Raw genomic sequence first — 542 nt, 5'->3', positions numbered from 1 at the left:
CACCAGAAGTGGTTAGCTTAACCTTCGGGGGAGCGATCACCACGGTGTGGTTCATGACTGGGGTGAAGTCGTAACAAGGTAGCCGTAGGGGAACCTGCGGCTGGATCACCTCCTTAAACGATGCGTCACGCTCGCGGCAAGCGCTCACAATGAATTACCTGATCATGTGCTGTGATGAGTCGTGATAAGCGAATGTCTTTTCACTTTGAAAGAAAAAGAAACGATCTTGAAGACCTTTCTCTTTTTTTAACGTGAACAAGATCGTGCGTTTATCACTGCTTATGGCAGTCGCTCTTTAACAATGTATATCATGCTGACAATGTTGTTTTGCTTGTCTGATTCGTTAGATAAGCCAAATCAACATGCAATTGTTTTGTGATACGTCTCAAGCGTATCCGGCAATCGTTGTCATTGCGCGATCCAGACTCCTTCGGGTTATAGGGTCAAGCAATGAAGCGCACACGGTGGATGCCTAGGCAGCCAGAGGCGATGAAAGACGTGGAAGCCTGCGATAAGGTTCGGTGAGGTGGCAAACGACCTGT

2 rRNA genes are annotated in these 542 nt (G+C 47.8%); both read left to right on the top strand.

Annotation, left to right across the window (positions count from 1 at the left end):
* Window positions 1-116, top strand: a 16S ribosomal RNA gene (locus tag GEV37_RS16875); the annotation flags it as partial.
* Window positions 117-441: 325 nt separating this feature from the next.
* Window positions 442-542 (top strand): 23S ribosomal RNA (locus GEV37_RS16870); the annotation flags it as partial.

Source organism: Vreelandella malpeensis (assembly GCF_020622355.1).
GTDB classification, from domain to species: Bacteria; Pseudomonadota; Gammaproteobacteria; order Pseudomonadales; family Halomonadaceae; genus Vreelandella; species Vreelandella malpeensis.
The sequence above is the reverse complement of the archived record's forward strand: the minus strand, read 5'-3'. Positions and strand labels throughout refer to the sequence as shown.